The following is a 13,824-nucleotide window of genomic DNA, read 5'->3' on the forward strand; positions in this document are numbered from 1 at the left end:
GCCTCCGGTTCAGGGCGTGGTGGGGCTGGGGGTTTCGTTCAAGTGGCGCTTGAGCACCCCGCCCAGCAGCGCCACAGCGGCCTCGATCTCGGCCGGGGGCAAGGTCACAAACGACAGGCGCAGGGTGCGGGTGTCGGCATGGTCGGCATAGAAGGCCTCGCCCGGCACATAGGCCACACCGGCCTTCACCGCCTCGGGCAGCAAATGGTAGGCATGGCAGCCGGCGGGCAGGCGGATCCAGAAGAACATGCCGCCCTCGGGTGCCACCCATTCGCTGCCTTCAGGCAGATGGACCTTCAGCGCGGCGGCCATGGCGTCGCGCTGGGCCTTGTAGCGTGCGCGCACGGTGGGCACATGCTGGTCCAAGAAGCCATTGCGGATGACCTCATAGACCACGCGCTGGTTGAAGCCCGGTGTGTGCAAATCGGCCGCTTGCTTGGCTTGCAGCAGCTTGGGGCACAGCGCGGGCGGTGCTACCACAAAGCCCAGGCGCAAGCCCGGTGCCAGCACCTTGGAGAAAGAGCCCAGGTAGATGGTGCCTTCGGGCCAGCGTGAGGCCAGCGAGGCGGGCGGCGGCTGGTCAAACCACAGGTCGCCATAAGGGTTGTCTTCCAGCAGCGGCACATTGGCAGCCTGGGCGGCAGCCACCACGGCCTGGCGGCGAGCCTCGGGCATCACCCGGCTGCTGGGGTTTTGGAAATTGGGCAGCACATACAAAAAGCGGGTGCCGGGCGCCACGCGGGGCAGGGCTTCAATGGCCTCAGGGCGCGGGCCTTGGGCGTCGCTGTCCACGCTCACAAAATGCGGCTCGTAAGGGGCGAAGGCTTGCAGCGCCCCGAGATAGGTGGGGGCCTCCACGGCCACGGGGCTGCTTCCGTCAATCAGCAGCTTGCCCACCAAATCCAGGCCTTGTTGCGAGCCGGTGGTGATCAGCACCTGGTTGGCGTCCACCGTTTGGCCTTGGCCGCGCAGCATGGCGGCCACCCACTCGCGCAGCGGGCCAAAGCCCTCGCTGGCGGCATATTGCAGGGCCTCGCGCGGGGTGTCGGTGAGCACCTTGGCGGTGGCTTCACGCATGGCTTCGATGGGAAAGGTGTCGGGCGAGGGCAGGCCGCCGGCCAGCGAGCGGATGCCCGGCTGCTCGGTCACCTTCAGGATCTCGCGGATGATGGACGGGTTCATGCGCGCCGCACGGTGCGCTTGGGTCCACAGCGGGGTGCTTGTCTTCATGGGGTGTCTCCAGTAATCCAGTCCACCGCAGCCTGGGCGTGTAAGGCGGTGGTGTCAAACAAGGGCACAGGCCAAGCGCCTGCTGCCGGGTCAATGAGCAAGGAAATCTCGGTGCAGGCCAGCACGACCGCGTCACAGCCTCGGTCTGCCAACTGGCTGATGACCTGACGATAGCGCTGACGCGAGGCGTCCACCAAGCGGCCTTGGCAAAGTTCTTCAAAAATAATGCGGTGGACCTCGTCGCGGTCTGCCGCGTCGGGCACCTCGCAGCGCAGCTCAAAGTGCTGCTCCAGGTGCTGGCGCAAGAAGGCGTCTTCCATGGTGAAGCGCGTGCCCAGCAGCCCCACCCGTCGCCGTCCGGCCGCGTGCAAGGCCCGGCCTGTGGCATCGCCAATGTGCAGCAGTGGCAGGTGGCTGTACTGCTGGATGATCGGGGCCACCTTGTGCATGGTGTTGGTGGCGATCAGCAAGCCCTGGGCTCCGGCGCGCTCCAGCCCTGCCGCAGCCTGTCCCAGCAATTTGCCGGCATCCTCCCAGCGGGCTTCGCGCTGAAGCTCGGCCACCTCAGCAAAGTTGACGCTGTGCAGCTGCAGCGGCGCACTGGCCAGCCCGCCTTCGCGTTGCGCCACGCCTTGGTTGATCAAGCGGTAGTAGACGCAGGTGGACTCCCAGCTCATGCCGCCCAGCACGCCCAGCCGCTTCATGAGTCTTTCCTTGCAGCGGAGGGCGCACCCACCGGCATGCGCTTGCCCACCAGCACCACGCCAATGATGGCCAGCGAGAACGCCACCGTGCTGGCCTGCAGCGGCTCACCGAGCACCGGCACGGCCAGGAGCAGGGCCGCAAACGGCTGGATCAATTGCACCTGGCTGACGCGCAGCGTGCCGCCCAAGGCCAAGCCCCGGTACCAGGCAAAAAAGCCCAGCCACATCGAGAACACGGTGACATAGGCAAAGCCGCCCCAGGCCGCGGCGGACGCAGGGGCGGTGGGCCAAGTCCACAGCGCGGCGGGCAGCGTCAGCGGCAAGCTCAGCACCAGCACCCAGCAGATCACATGCTCGGCCGGCCAGGTGGCGGAGAGCTTGGCGCCTGCCACATAGCCGATGGACGCACTCAAGATGGCCAGCAGCAGCCAGCCATCGGCCTGCACCATCTGGCCACCGCCCTCGTGCAGTGCAAAAGCCATCACCAGCCCGCAGCCCAGCACCGCGCAGGCCCAAAAGCCCAGGCTGGCGCGCTGGCCTAAAGCCCACGCCGCCACAGCGGCCGTGCCCAGCGGCAAGATGCCCGTGACCACGGCGGCGTGCATGGAGGGCACCTCACGCAAGGCCAAGGCCAAGAACAGCGGAAAGCCCAGCACCGTGCCCAGGGCGCTGATGCCAAACAGCGGCCACTCGGACGGCTGCGGTCGGCGCGCGTGGGTGAGCCACAGATAGGCCAAGCTCAACAGCCCCGCACCCGCCGCCCGGCCTGCCGTGACGAAGAGCGGCGGCAGTTGCGGGGCCTCCACGGGGCCGACGGCCAGCCGAGTCATGGGCAGGGTCAATGCAAAGATCAGCACGCCCAAGGTGCCCAGCCACAGGCCGCGGGCTTGATGCTCAGTCGGGTGCCCGTCCTTCATCGCAGCACCATCCACACCGCAGTCGCCGCCAGTACCAGGGCCATGCATCGGTTGAACCACATCAGCCGCTGTCCGTGTTGCAGCCAAGGCCGCAGCGCCGCGCCCAGCAGCGCATAGCTGAAATTGCTGGCAAAGGCATAGGCCGCCATCAATGGCAGCACCATGGCCAGGCGCTCGGCCACCGGCCCCGGCGTGACCCAGCCCTGCACCACCAGCAGCGCGGCCATCCAGGCCTTGATGTTCACGAACTGCAACGCCACGCCTTGGGCAAAGCCCACGTTCAGGCGATCGGCCTGCACCTCGCTCAAGGTGGCGGTGTGCCCCAGCTTCCAGGCCATCCACAACAGATAGGCCACGCCGGCCCCCGTCAGCCCCGTGCGCCAGGCGGGGGCGGCCTGCAAGAGCGTGCCCACGCCCGCACTGCAGGCCAGCACCAGCATCACCCAGCCCAGCGGCACCGCCATGCAAAAGGGCAGCGCAGCTTTCAGGCCCCGGTTGGCGGCCAAGGCGGCCGACAGGGTGGTGTTGGGCCCCGGGGTGAAGGCAATGGCCGTGGCCAGCGCCAAAAGCGCCAGCAGGTCGGACAAAGGCATGAAGGGGAACATCTGGACAGTGTAGGCAGCGTGCCGGTACAGTGGCAATACAGATTGACCGCGCAAATGCGGCATCTGTATTGCTCACCCCATCAGCACAGAACGGAGGCCTCATGGCCGCGCGCGAGATCGACAGCCCGCTTTGGGTCGAGCCCCTGGAGGCCGCTCCGGCCCTGTCACGCAGCAGCGCCGCCACCCTGACCGAGCAGTTGGCCCAGCGCTTCACTCAGCGCATTCGCCAGCGCTTGATGGCGCCGGGCACGCGCCTGCCCTCGGTGCGTGAGTGCGCCAAACGCCATGGCGTGAGCCCGCACACCGTGGTGGCCGCCTATGACCAACTGCTGGCTCAGGGGCTGATCGAGGCGCGCCTGAAGCGCGGCTTTTTTGTGCGTGAACTGGCCGCGCCGGTGGCTGAAGGCCGCCATCACACCGCGGTGACCCTGGCCGCGCCGTTGGATGCCACCGCGCTGATCCGCGGCATGTTCCATGGCATGGGCGGCAAGCCCGCGCCGGGCTTGGGCACCTTGCCGCCCGATTGGCTGGACCTGCCTCTGCTCAACAGTGCCTTACGCAAAGTGCTGGCCCAGGGCGACCCGGACATCGTCTTGCAATACGGCCACCCCTCGGGCGACACCCGGCTGCGCGAGGCCCTGGCCCAGCGCCTGCAAGACTTTGGCGTGCGCGCCTCGCCGCAGCAGATCGTCACCGCCACCGGCGCCACGCATGCGCTGGACATCATCTCGCGCACCTTGCTGCGCCCGGGTGACGCGGTGCTGGTGGACGAGCCCGCCTGGGCGGTGGAATACGCGCGCCTGACTCAACTGGGTATTCGCCTGCTGCCCGTGCCACGCGGGGCTGAAGGGCCGGACCTGGACGTGATGGCCACCCTGGCCCGCGAACACCAGCCGCGCTTTTATGTGACGGTGCCAGTGCTGCACAACCCCACCGGCAACTCGCTGACGCCACGTGCCGCGCACCAGATCTTGACCCTGGCGCAACAGCATGATTTCTACATCGTTGAAGACGACACCTATGCCCATCTGGCCCCCGCCCACCTGCCGCGCATGGCCGCGCTGGATGGCCTGCAGCGCACGCTCTATGTGTCGGGCTTCTCCAAGATCTTGACCCCCAGTTGGCGCGTCGGCTTTGTGGCGGCCCCGCTGCACCTGGTGGAGCGCTTGGTGGATGTGAAGCTGCTGTCCACCCTCACCACCCCGGCCGTGCTGGAGCAAGCCATTGCCCTGTGCCTGACCCAAGGCAGCCTGCGCCGCCATGCCGAGCGCGTGACCGCCCGCCTTGACGCCGCCCGCCAGCGCACTGTGCGGCTGGCGCAGGCCCATGGCTGCGACTTTGTCACCCCGCCCCAAGGCCTGTTCGGCTGGCTCGACACCCACTGCGATACCGACGCCCTGGCTCAGCTCATGGTGGACGACGGCTGGCTGCTGGCACCGGGCCATCTCTTCATGTCCAGCCGCCAGCCCAGCACGCTGATGCGCATCAACTTCGCGACCTGCCAAGACGCCAGCTTTTGGCGGGCTTTTGACGCGGCGAGGCAGCGGCTGTAGGCCGCCCACGGCCGCTCAATGCGGCTTGCGGATAAAGGCCACGATGAGGGTGATCACGGTCAACGGCACCACAAAGCTCATCATCACGGCCGAGAACTGACCCAGCGCGGCGTGCTGCTGTGCTGACAAGATCAAGTAGGTGGCATAGGCCACGTAATACAACACAAACAGGCCGCCTTCCCAGCGGGCAATCTCCCGGCCTGTCATGAAGATGGGCAAGCAGGCCAGCGCCACGGCGAGCATCACCCAGTAGTCAAAGTTCAACAGCGCCGACGACACCACCAAGCCTGCGTCGCCAGACGCCAATGCCGACAAGCCCACGCAGCCCAGGATGTTGAAGGTGTTGCTGCCCACGACATTGCCCACGGCAATGTCACGCTCGCCCTTGAAAGCGGCGGTCAGGGACGCCGCCACCTCGGGCATCGAGGTGCCCGCTGCAACGATGGTCAAGCCAATCACCAAGTCGCTGACGCCCATGGCTTTGGCAAACGCCACCGACGCCGTCACCAGCCACTGCGAGCCCAGCACCAAGGCGGCCAGCCCCAGCACGATCAGCAGCATCTGCGCTGGCAGCTTGCTGTCCCAGGCCCCAGGCGCGGCCGGGGCCAGCTCTTGCTCAAACTCCGCTTGGGCGGCCTGGCCCTCTTGGCGGGATTGGCGCACCAAGAACACGGTGTAGGCCAGCAGCGAGCCAAACAACAGAGCGCCCTCGGCAAAGGACACCCGGCCATCGAGCGACAGGGCCAAGAGCAGCACACTGGCGCCGATCATGATGGGCACCTCTTGGCGGATCAACTGCACATTGACGACCAGGGGCACGATGAGTGCACTGACGCCCAGGATGAACAACACGTTGAAGATGTTGCTGCCCACCACATTGCCAATGGCCAGGTCGGTCTTGCCGTCCAAGACCGCGCCCACGGAGACCGCCATCTCGGGCGCGCTGGTGCCAAAGGCGACGATGGTCAACCCCACCACCAGGGGCGAAATGCCAAAGCTGAGAGCGAGCTTGGAGGCGCCGCGGACCAGCAGATTGGCCCCAACAATCAGGCCCACCAGGCCCGCGACAAAGAGCAAGATGTTCATAGTGGCGAGACTCTTCTAAAGAACAGAAGCCCGATCCCTTGCCGCGCATAGATAGCGGCGTTGTGGGCGTGTCTGACAGCATAACGCTGAGATAAAGACAGAGTTCGGGGTCAGGCTGAATTGGGTGGATGACCCCACTCGCCACCACCCAGGCTGTGCGACAGACCTTGAGCGGCGGCCAAGGTGGCAGCTTCCAAGCCCGGCCCCCAGCGGGTGCTGGGCAGCGTCAAGGTCAAGGCGCCCAGCAATTCGCCCGCTGGACCAAAGACGGGCGCAGAAATGCCGCTCAGGCCGTCGATGCGGTCCCCATGCAGCGTGGCGACCCCCGCAGCACGGATGTCGGCATAAAGCTTGCCGCGCTGGCCCGAGAAAGCCAGCAGCACGCGGCCGCCTGCGCCTTGGTTCAGGGGCAGCAGGTCGCCAGCGCGGACATGGTCGCGCAGCGGGTGGGGGGAATCCACGCGGTAGAGGCACAGGCGCTGCTCGCCTTGGCGCACATGGAAGGCGGCGCTCTCTTGGGTGCGGGCGACCAGGTCGTTCAGTACGGGCATGACCTGGTCTTGCAGCGAAAAGCTGGCGGTGTAGTGGCGGTGCAAGCGCGCCACGGCGGCCCCCAAGCGATAGCCCTGGTTGCCTTTGCTCAGCAGGCCTGCATGCTCCAGTGAAGCGATCAGCCGCAGGGCGGTGCTTTTGTAGAGGCCCGTGCGCTGGGCCAGGGTCGTCAAGCTCAGTTCCGACTCGCCTTGCTCAAAGGCCAGCAGCAGCGTGAGTGCGCGGTCCACGGCGGCCACGCCGCCGGGTGCGGCGTGCTGGTCGGCCAAAGAGGGGGCTGAGGATGGGCGAGGCATGGCGGTTTGACGGAGTGTGGGTGTTGCCACGATAATATCAAAAGATAGAACGCAGTTCCATTAGATAGAACATGTTATGGATGCATACCAAGATGAGCCAGGTACAGATCAGTGAAGTCGGGCCGCGCGATGGCTTGCAGAGCGTGAAGGCCATCATGCCCACGGCGCACAAGCTCGCCTGGGTGGACGCGCTGGTGGCCGCGGGGGTCAGCGAAGTGGAGGTCGGCTCTTTTGTGCCGGCCCGCTTGCTGCCGCAAATGGCCGATGTGGCCGATGTGGTGGCGCATGCCCGCCGCCATGCCGGCTTACGCGTGTTGGCGCTGGTGCCCAATCTGCGCGGGGCGCAGGCCGCGGCGCAGGCGGGTGCGCACAAGGTCAGCGTGCCGGTGTCGGCCAGCGAGGCCCACTCCCTGGCCAATGTGCGCAAGACGCGTGCGCAAATGCTGGAGGAAGTGCGCAGCCTCGCGGCGTGGCGGGCGGAGCACGCGCCGCACATGGGGCTGGAGGTGGGCATGTCCACGGCGTTTGGCTGCACCTTGCAAGGCGCTGTTCCTGAGGACGAGGTCATTGCCTTGGCCGAGCAGCTCGTGGCCGCCGGTGTGGATGAGGTGGGCCTGTCGGACACCTCGGGCATGGCCAACCCGGCGCAGGTGCGGCGCTTGTTCACCCGCTTGCGCCAGGCTTTGGGTGAGCGCGCGGGCGCAGCCCACTTGCACAACACCCGAGGTTTGGGCCTGGCCAACTGCCTGGCCGCCTATGAGGCCGGTGTGCGCACCTTTGATGCCAGCCAGGGCGGCTTGGGCGGCTGCCCCTATGCGCCAGGTGCCTCGGGCAATGTGGTGACCGAAGACTTGGTCTTCATGTTCGAGGCCATGGGTGTCAGCACAGGCATTGACCTCCCCCGGCTGCTGGCCGCCCGCGAGGCTCTGCGCGCGGGACTCCCCGAGGAGCCGCTTTACGGCATGGTGGCCGACGCCGGCCTGCCCAAAGGATTCACAGACACCAAAGGGGCTACACATGGCTGACATGCCTTACAGCGATATCAGGGTGGTGGAGTTCACCCACATGGTCATGGGCCCGGCTTGCGGCATGGTGCTGGGCGACTTGGGGGCCGAGGTCATCAAGGTCGAGCCGCTGGAGGGCGACAGCACGCGGGAGCTGCTGGGCTCGGGCGCGGGCTTTTTTGCCATGTTCAACCGCAACAAAAAGAGCTTGTCGGTCAATGTCAAAGACCCGCGGGGCCTCGAGGTGGTGCGCAAGCTGGCTGCCACGGCGGATGTTTTCAGCGAGAACTTTCGCGCTGGCACCATGGACAAGCTGGGGCTGGGCTATGAGGCGCTGAAGGCCTTGAACCCGCGCCTCATTTACGTCACCCACAAGGGTTTTTTGCCGGGGCCCTATGAGCACCGCACGGCGCTGGACGAGGTGGTGCAGATGATGGGGGGCCTGGCCTACATGACCGGCCCGGTGGGCCAGCCCCTGCGGGCGGGCAGCAGTGTGAACGACATCATGGGCGGCATTTTTGGCGCCATGGGCGCGATGGCCGCGCTCAAGAGCCGCGAGGCCACGGGCCTTGGCCAGTTGGTGCAAAGCGCCTTGTTTGAGAACAATGTGCTGCTGGTGGCCCAGCACATGATGCAGTTCGCGGTGACTGGCCAGGCCGCCAACCCCATGCCGGCGCGCATCAGCGCCTGGGCGGTCTATGACGTGTTCACCGTCAAAGATGGCGAGCAAATTTTTCTGGCCGTGGTCAGTGACAAGCAATGGGCGCTGTTCTGTGACGCCTTCGACTTGGCGGACTTGAAGGCGGATACGCGCCTCGCCAGCAACAACCTGCGGGTGCAGGCGCGCGACTGGCTGATGCCGCTGCTGCGGGAGCGCTTGCGAGACATTCCGGCGCAGCACCTGGCTCAAGTCTTCGAGCGCGAGGGCTTGCCCTATGCGCCCATCACCAAACCGCATGAACTGCTGGACGACCCGCACCTGCTGGCCTCTGGCGGGCTGGCCCCGATCACCTTGCCGGGCGGCCAGGAAACCCGCACGCCCCTCTTGCCCCTGACCCTGGACGGCCAGCGCCCACCGCTGCGGCTGAACCCACCAGCGCTGGGCCAGCACACGGCGGAAGTGCTGAACGGCCTGGGTTACAGCGATGGTGAGCTGCAAGACCTGATGCGCGCCGGGGTCGTGGCCTAAGGCTATGCTTGCGGGATCAACAGTCAGGAGATCCCATGGGACAGACCGTTCAATTCAAGCGCCCCGACGGCCAGACCGTGTCAGGGTATTTGGCCGAGCCGGCGCAAGCCGCTGGTGCGCCCGCCATCGTCGTCATCCAAGAGTGGTGGGGTTTGAATGCACAGATCCGTGGCGTGGCGGATAGGCTGGCGCAGGCGGGCTTGCGCGCCCTGGTGCCGGACCTGTACCGGGGCCAAGCCACCGTGGAGGCTGAAGAAGCCCACCATCTGATGAACGGCCTGAACTTTGGCGACGCGGCCAGCCAAGACATCCGCGGTGCGGTGCAGTTCTTGAAGCAAGCCTCAGCCAAGGTCGGCATCACCGGCTTTTGCATGGGCGGTGCGCTCACCGTGCTGGCGCTGGGCGCCACGCCCGAGGCCGATGCGGGCGTGGTTTGGTATGGCTATCCGCCGCTGGAGTTTGTGAATGCTGGTGCCATCAAAGCGCCGGTGCTGGCGCACTGGGCGGAGCAAGACGCCTTCTTTGCACCAGAGGGTGTCAAGGCGCTCGGACAGGCCTTTCAAGAAGCAGGGGTGACGCACCAGTTTCACCACTACCTGGCGCACCATGCGTTTGCCAACGAAACGGCGCAAGGCGCGTCAAGGTTGCCGCAAACCCAGTACGACGCCGCGTGGGCGCAAGTGGCGTGGGACCGCACGCTGCGCTTCCTCGGCCAGCATCTGGGCTGACCGGATCGCTTACTTGGCCGTTAAGTCCATGCGCAGCCCGCCGGGCTGCATCAAGGGCGCATCGGGCTCCAGGGTCTCCGCCGGCGCAGCCGCCAAGGCGTCGGCGGCATTGCGCACAATGCGCGGGCTGATGATGACCACGGTCTCGGTCACGCTGGCCACGTCCTCGCTGGACGAGAAGAACTTGCCCACGCCCGGCACCTCACGCAGCAGCGGCACACCGCTGTTGCGGCGGGTCACATTGCGCTTGATCAGCCCGCCAATGAAGATGCTCTGGCCGTCTTCACACAGCAGTTGGGTGGTCACCTCGGTGCTCTTCTTTGACGGAATGCCCAGCGTGATGGTCGCCGAGCTGACCTCTGGGTGAATTTGCATCAACACCCGGCCTTGTTGGTCGACGGAGGGCGTGACCTTGAGGATCACCCCGGTGTCCAGGAACTGAATGCTTTCGCTGGTGACCTGGTTGGTGGTGGTGGTCACCTTGTAGCCGATGCGATCGCCAATGACGGCCGAGGCTTGCTGGTTCTCCAGCGCCAAGAGCCTGGGCGTGGACAAGGTTTGCACGCGGCCGTTGGCCGACAAGGCCGACAAATAGACGTTCAGGTTGTCATTGACCAGGTTGAAGAACAAGCCGGCGGAGGCCTTGTTGGCCAAGCCCTGCGTGCCCAGCTTCGATGTGCCGCCGCTGCCAAAGACACGCGACCAGTCGACGCCGAAAGTCTCGTTCTTGTCCAGCGTGATCTCCAAGATCCGCGCTTCAATCAGGATTTGCTTGGGCTCTGCGTCCAACTCTTTGAGCAGGGCCTCGACCCGGCCCATGAACTCGGGCTGGTCTTCCACCAGCAACAGGTTGCGCTCGATCAGCGGGGTGATCTTGCCGTTGCGCGAGAGGTGCTTGGCCAGCAGCTCGGCCACCTGCTTGGGGTTGGAGTACTGCACCTTGAAGGAGCGCACCACCGTGCCGCCGGCCACCGAGTTGGCGCCCAGGTCTTTGCGGTCAACGATGAAATAGGTGCCGTTGCGGTACTCGGCCGCATAGCCGGCGGCCTCGGCCACCGACTGAATGGCCTGGGGTATGGCCATGTCATAGAGGTTGATAGAGACTTGGCCTTCGACGCCTTTGCTCAACACGATGTTGAGCCGCTCTTGGCGGGACAGCATGTCGAAGACTTCGCGCAGCGCCATGTCTTGCAGCTTGAGCGTGACCTTGCCGGTCTGGGGCGTGGTGGGGCTCTCGGCCGCCGCTTTGCCGCGCGCCTTGCTGCGGGCCTGTGCATGGGGCCAAGCCAGGGCCAATAACAGCACGGCGGCCATCGCCCATCGCCAGGCGAGGTGCAGTCGGGGCTCGGAAGTGCGCGTGAAGATCATGGTGAGGCGGGCGTGTCCAACACGGCCGTGACATGACGGCCTTGCTTGACGAAGAGTGCCCGGTCTTCACGCACCGCTATCAGTCGATATCCCTGGATCAGACCGCCTATTTCGACCACTTGGTCGCCGACCACCACCATGGAGCGCGGACCAGCGGCCACCAAGGCGCGCAGCTTGGGTGGCGTGTCCACCACCGCGTCGCTGAGGGGCCCTGAGGTGCGGCTGCTGCCGAAGGGGTCATGGCGGGGTGGGGCAGGCAGCGGCGCGCTGGCTGGAGCGTTAGGGCTGGGCACGGCGTCCAGGCGCACGCTCAAGCCTCCGTCAGGCTGCACCTGGGCCGCCCAGCGTATCGGCCGCAAGGGCATGTCCAAGCTGGCCAGGCTGTGCTGGACCGCCAGCACATCGGCATAGCGGCCCTTCAGCGCCAGGCTGATGCGAGGCAGGCCGCCACTGACCTCGGTGGCGGTCAAGGCCTCCACGCTGACATGGTGTTGCTGGGCCGTGCGCTGCAAGGCGCTGCGCCAGGCGCCCAGGCGTTCGGGCTGGTGCGCAGTCTTCATGGCGTCAGCCTGGGCCTTCAGCTCGGCCAAGCTGCGACGGGCGTCGGCAAGGTCCGCACTCAGGTCGGGTGCCACCATCTGGGCTTGGCTTTGGCGTTCGGCTTGGGCTTTGCGCCATTGTTGCCACGGGCCGCGCAGGCCCAGCAGCCAGATCTCCAGCAGCACAAACAGCAGCAGGGCACTCAGCAAGGCCCAGCGTGCTTTGCTGTCCAGGCTGGCCCAGCGCTGGCTGAACTGCTGCATCATGGCCGCTCTCCTGGCAATGCGGCCGAGGCTGCGGACGCTGCTGATGCCGCCGAAGCGGGGGAGGCGCTGACGCGCAGCAGCAGCTCGAAGCGTTGCTCGCCATGGACTTCGGGCTTGACGCTCAAGAGTTGCACCTGGCTGACTGGCGCGTGGCCTTGCAAGAGGGTGACGGTGCGCCCCAGCGTGGCCTCGTCGGCCGCCTGGCCCTGCAGCGTCAAGCGTGCGGTGGTGTCGGCGGTGGGCTCCAAGCTGGCGCTGGAGAGGCGCAAGCCGGCCTCGGGCAGCGCGGCCAACACGCCGGGCAGCAGTGCCAGCGGCGCGGAGTTGTGGGCGTCAGCAGCAGGGCCTTCGAGGGCGCGCGCTTGCGCGATCAAGGTCTGTAGCTGTGTCAGCTCATTGCGCTGAGCGCGGGCTTTGTCTTGCTGGGGCTGCCATTGCGCCTTCCAGGCGCGCTCCTGGGCCAAGCCGCGCTCTATCCAGAGCCGGGCGCCCACGGTCGCAAAGACGAGCAGGCCGATACCCAGCCACCACAGGCGGCGGCGCTGTTGCTGAACGCGCCGCTGCCGATAGGCCGCAGGGATCAGATCCATCTCATGCATGGCTGCTCCACCCGCGCAAGGCCAAGCCCGTGGCCACGGCCACGCTGGCAATCGGTTCTAAAGCCTCCCGCTCCAACGGGCTCAGCGCCGACTCAAATGTGGTGAAGGGGTCCATCACCTTGACCGGCAAGGACAGGCGCTTTTGCAGCAATTGGTCTACGCCGGGATAGCGGCTGACGCTGCCGCACAAGTACACCTGGTCGATCCCCTGCCCGCGGCTGCGCGAGGCGGTGTAGACCAAGGTCCGGTTGATCTCACTGACCAACAAGCCCAGCTCGGGCTGCAGCACTTCGATCAGGGCTTGCGTGAATTCGTCGTCATTGGCTTGGTCCTCGAGCAAGCCCATCTTCAGCAGCAGGCGCTGGGCGGTGTCGGGGTCCAGTTCCAGCGCACGGGTCAGGCGGGCCAGCAGCACGGACTCTGCAAAGGCGATCTCGCGGTCCAGGACCAGGCGCCGGCCCCAGATCACACTGACGTGGCTGCGCAGGCGCCCAAAGTTGATCAGCAGGGCATGGGGGTAATGGTCAGGGCTGCTCCCTTGGTTGGAATAGCCTGTCAAGCGGGCCAGGGCGACCGGGCCGACCTCCAGGGCCACGGGCTCCAGATCGGCCGCTTCCAGGTGGGCCAGGTGGGCATCCACGGACTCCGGCTTGGCCACTGCGACCAGAGCTTCCCGCTGGCTGTCAGCCGCATGGCTGCGGATGGGCACGTAGTCCATCACCATCTGTGCGGCCTCACCTTGCAGCCGTGACAGCACCGCTTGAGCGACGGCGGCATCCATGTCTTCAGGGGTGGGCCCGACGCTCACCGGAAAGATGCGCACCTCGTCAGCAGGCAGGCAACTCACCACCTGCCGGCCGCTGAAACCATGCTGGTTCAGGCCCGCCTGCAGCCACTCACGCCAGGCCTCCTTGCGGCTCAGCAGCTCGTCTCGGCTGCAGGGGTAGGGCAGGTGGGCCGCGGCCACCAAGCGGGGGCCTTGCTGTCCTTGCTCGAACTGCACCAGCCGCAGGCCTTCTTGGCCCAGCTCCAGGCCGATGGGCGCGGCTTGCCAACGCTTGGCCTGCGCCCAGGACGGAAGGGTGAAGGAGGGAAGTTTCATGCGAGCGTGTGGCGGGTGAGCACAGCGGCGGGGCAAGGCCAAACCTCGCCTGCAGGGCCGCTCTCCGTCATTTCGGCCGCTCAGC

14 protein-coding genes are annotated in these 13,824 nt (G+C 66.4%); 4 read left to right on the forward strand and 10 right to left on the reverse strand.

Annotation, left to right across the window (positions count from 1 at the left end; translation table 11 throughout):
* Nucleotides 1–9 precede the first annotated feature (9 nt).
* From KAK11_RS19265 to KAK11_RS19280, 4 genes are read right to left on the reverse strand one after another with little or no spacing between them, the layout of a single operon-like run.
* Nucleotides 10–1,230 (reverse strand): aminotransferase-like domain-containing protein, encoded by a 1,221-nt coding sequence (locus tag KAK11_RS19265; protein ID WP_210811027.1) that lies wholly within the window; start codon nucleotides 1,228–1,230, stop codon nucleotides 10–12.
* Nucleotides 1,227–1,934 carry an aspartate/glutamate racemase family protein gene (locus tag KAK11_RS19270; RefSeq protein ID WP_210811028.1) on the reverse strand — a complete coding sequence of 236 codons (708 nt, stop codon included), beginning with the start codon at nucleotides 1,932–1,934 and terminating at the stop codon, nucleotides 1,227–1,229. The genes KAK11_RS19265 and KAK11_RS19270 overlap by 4 nt, the downstream gene beginning before the upstream one ends.
* A complete protein-coding gene (locus tag KAK11_RS19275) occupies nucleotides 1,931–2,851 on the reverse strand; it encodes a DMT family transporter (protein WP_210811030.1) in 921 nt (306 codons plus the stop codon). Before KAK11_RS19275 ends, KAK11_RS19270 begins: the two co-directional genes overlap by 4 nt.
* Nucleotides 2,848–3,444, reverse strand: coding sequence for a LysE family translocator (locus tag KAK11_RS19280; protein ID WP_210811031.1), 597 nt, complete (start codon nucleotides 3,442–3,444; stop codon nucleotides 2,848–2,850). The genes KAK11_RS19275 and KAK11_RS19280 overlap by 4 nt, the downstream gene beginning before the upstream one ends.
* Before the next feature lie 113 nt (nucleotides 3,445–3,557).
* Between KAK11_RS19280 and KAK11_RS19285 the strand changes: the two genes are divergently transcribed.
* Nucleotides 3,558–5,009, forward strand: a complete 1,452-nt coding sequence (locus KAK11_RS19285) for an aminotransferase-like domain-containing protein (protein WP_210811032.1) — start codon at nucleotides 3,558–3,560, stop codon at nucleotides 5,007–5,009.
* A gap of 15 nt (nucleotides 5,010–5,024) precedes the next feature.
* Here the strand turns inward: KAK11_RS19285 and KAK11_RS19290 are convergent, their stop codons facing one another.
* The gene (locus tag KAK11_RS19290; RefSeq protein ID WP_210811034.1) at nucleotides 5,025–6,095 is read right to left on the reverse strand and encodes a calcium/sodium antiporter; all 1,071 of its coding nucleotides are present in this window, start codon (nucleotides 6,093–6,095) and stop codon (nucleotides 5,025–5,027) included.
* Between the two features lie 110 nt (nucleotides 6,096–6,205).
* Nucleotides 6,206–6,943: an IclR family transcriptional regulator gene (locus KAK11_RS19295; RefSeq protein WP_210811035.1), complete on the reverse strand. Its 738-nt coding sequence runs from the start codon at nucleotides 6,941–6,943 to the stop codon at nucleotides 6,206–6,208.
* A gap of 92 nt (nucleotides 6,944–7,035) precedes the next feature.
* On the opposite strand from KAK11_RS19295, the gene KAK11_RS19300 reads away from it, so the two are divergent.
* Genes KAK11_RS19300 through KAK11_RS19310 form a run of 3 tightly spaced genes read left to right on the forward strand, consistent with a single transcriptional unit; the run spans nucleotide 7,036 to nucleotide 9,864 of the window.
* Nucleotides 7,036–7,968: a hydroxymethylglutaryl-CoA lyase gene (locus KAK11_RS19300; RefSeq protein WP_246499161.1), complete on the forward strand. Its 933-nt coding sequence runs from the start codon at nucleotides 7,036–7,038 to the stop codon at nucleotides 7,966–7,968.
* Entirely contained in the window at nucleotides 7,961–9,136 is a 1,176-nt protein-coding gene (locus tag KAK11_RS19305) for a CaiB/BaiF CoA transferase family protein (RefSeq protein ID WP_210811037.1), read from the forward strand. Before KAK11_RS19300 ends, KAK11_RS19305 begins: the two co-directional genes overlap by 8 nt.
* Nucleotides 9,137–9,171: 35 nt before the next feature.
* Complete coding sequence (locus KAK11_RS19310; protein WP_210811038.1) at nucleotides 9,172–9,864, forward strand: dienelactone hydrolase family protein; 693 nt, start codon at nucleotides 9,172–9,174, stop codon at nucleotides 9,862–9,864.
* A gap of 9 nt (nucleotides 9,865–9,873) precedes the next feature.
* Here the strand turns inward: KAK11_RS19310 and KAK11_RS19315 are convergent, their stop codons facing one another.
* From KAK11_RS19315 to pilM, 4 genes are read right to left on the reverse strand one after another with little or no spacing between them, the layout of a single operon-like run.
* The gene (locus KAK11_RS19315; protein ID WP_210811039.1) at nucleotides 9,874–11,232 is read right to left on the reverse strand and encodes a type II secretion system protein GspD; all 1,359 of its coding nucleotides are present in this window, start codon (nucleotides 11,230–11,232) and stop codon (nucleotides 9,874–9,876) included.
* Nucleotides 11,229–12,038: a hypothetical protein gene (locus KAK11_RS19320; protein WP_210811040.1), complete on the reverse strand. Its 810-nt coding sequence runs from the start codon at nucleotides 12,036–12,038 to the stop codon at nucleotides 11,229–11,231. Before KAK11_RS19320 ends, KAK11_RS19315 begins: the two co-directional genes overlap by 4 nt.
* On the reverse strand, nucleotides 12,035–12,637 hold the full coding sequence (locus KAK11_RS19325) for a PilN family protein (protein ID WP_210811041.1): 603 nt from the start codon (nucleotides 12,635–12,637) through the stop codon (nucleotides 12,035–12,037). The genes KAK11_RS19320 and KAK11_RS19325 overlap by 4 nt, the downstream gene beginning before the upstream one ends.
* Complete coding sequence (gene pilM / locus KAK11_RS19330; protein WP_210811042.1) at nucleotides 12,630–13,739, reverse strand: pilus assembly protein PilM; 1,110 nt, start codon at nucleotides 13,737–13,739, stop codon at nucleotides 12,630–12,632. Before pilM ends, KAK11_RS19325 begins: the two co-directional genes overlap by 8 nt.
* Between the last annotated feature and the right edge of the window lie 85 nt (nucleotides 13,740–13,824).

Origin of the sequence: Ideonella paludis, from assembly GCF_018069865.1 — a bacterium.
GTDB classification, from domain to species: domain Bacteria; phylum Pseudomonadota; class Gammaproteobacteria; order Burkholderiales; family Burkholderiaceae_C; genus Ideonella; species Ideonella paludis.